Origin of the sequence: Bradyrhizobium cajani (assembly GCF_009759665.1) — a bacterium.
Lineage (GTDB): Bacteria > Pseudomonadota > Alphaproteobacteria > Rhizobiales > Xanthobacteraceae > Bradyrhizobium > Bradyrhizobium cajani.
This window is the reverse complement of record NZ_WQNE01000096.1, coordinates 1-510: the sequence shown is the minus strand read 5'-3', so window position 1 is coordinate 510 and position 510 is coordinate 1. Positions and strand designations below refer to the sequence as shown.

The window sequence follows — 510 nt, the reverse complement described above, 5'->3', positions numbered from 1 at the left end:
TCGGGCGTCCAATCGCCAACACGCGGGTGTACTTGCTTGATGGCCATGGCGCGCCCGTGCCGTTCGGCGCGGTGGGCGAGCTTTACATTGGCGGGGCGGGGGTGGCACGGGGCTACCTGAACCGCCCTGAACTGACAGAGGAGCGGTTCATCGCCAGTCCCTTTGTCGAGGGCGATCGGCTGTACCGGACCGGCGACCTTGCACGTTATCTGCCGGACGGCAATATTGAGTTCCTGGGCCGCAACGACGATCAGGTGAAGATCCGCGGCTATCGCATCGAGCCGGGCGAGATCGTCGCGCGACTTTGCGAGCACGCCTGGGTGCGCGAGGCGGTGGTGGTGGCGCGCCAGAACGGAGCCGGCGACAAGCATCTGATCGCCTATGTGGTCTGCGCGCCCGAGGCCGGCTCGGACGAGGGCGATGGAGGCGGGCTTGCGGGCGCCTTGCGGGCGCACTTAAGTGCGCGGCTGCCGGATTACATGGTGCCGAGTGCGTTCGTGCGGCTGGCGG

Annotated in this window: 1 protein-coding gene; it reads left to right on the top strand. The window is 67.6% G+C overall.

Annotated elements, in window-relative coordinates:
• Positions 1-510: AMP-binding protein (locus GPL20_RS38530; protein WP_157337952.1), on the top strand; the 510-nt coding region annotated here is incomplete at both ends.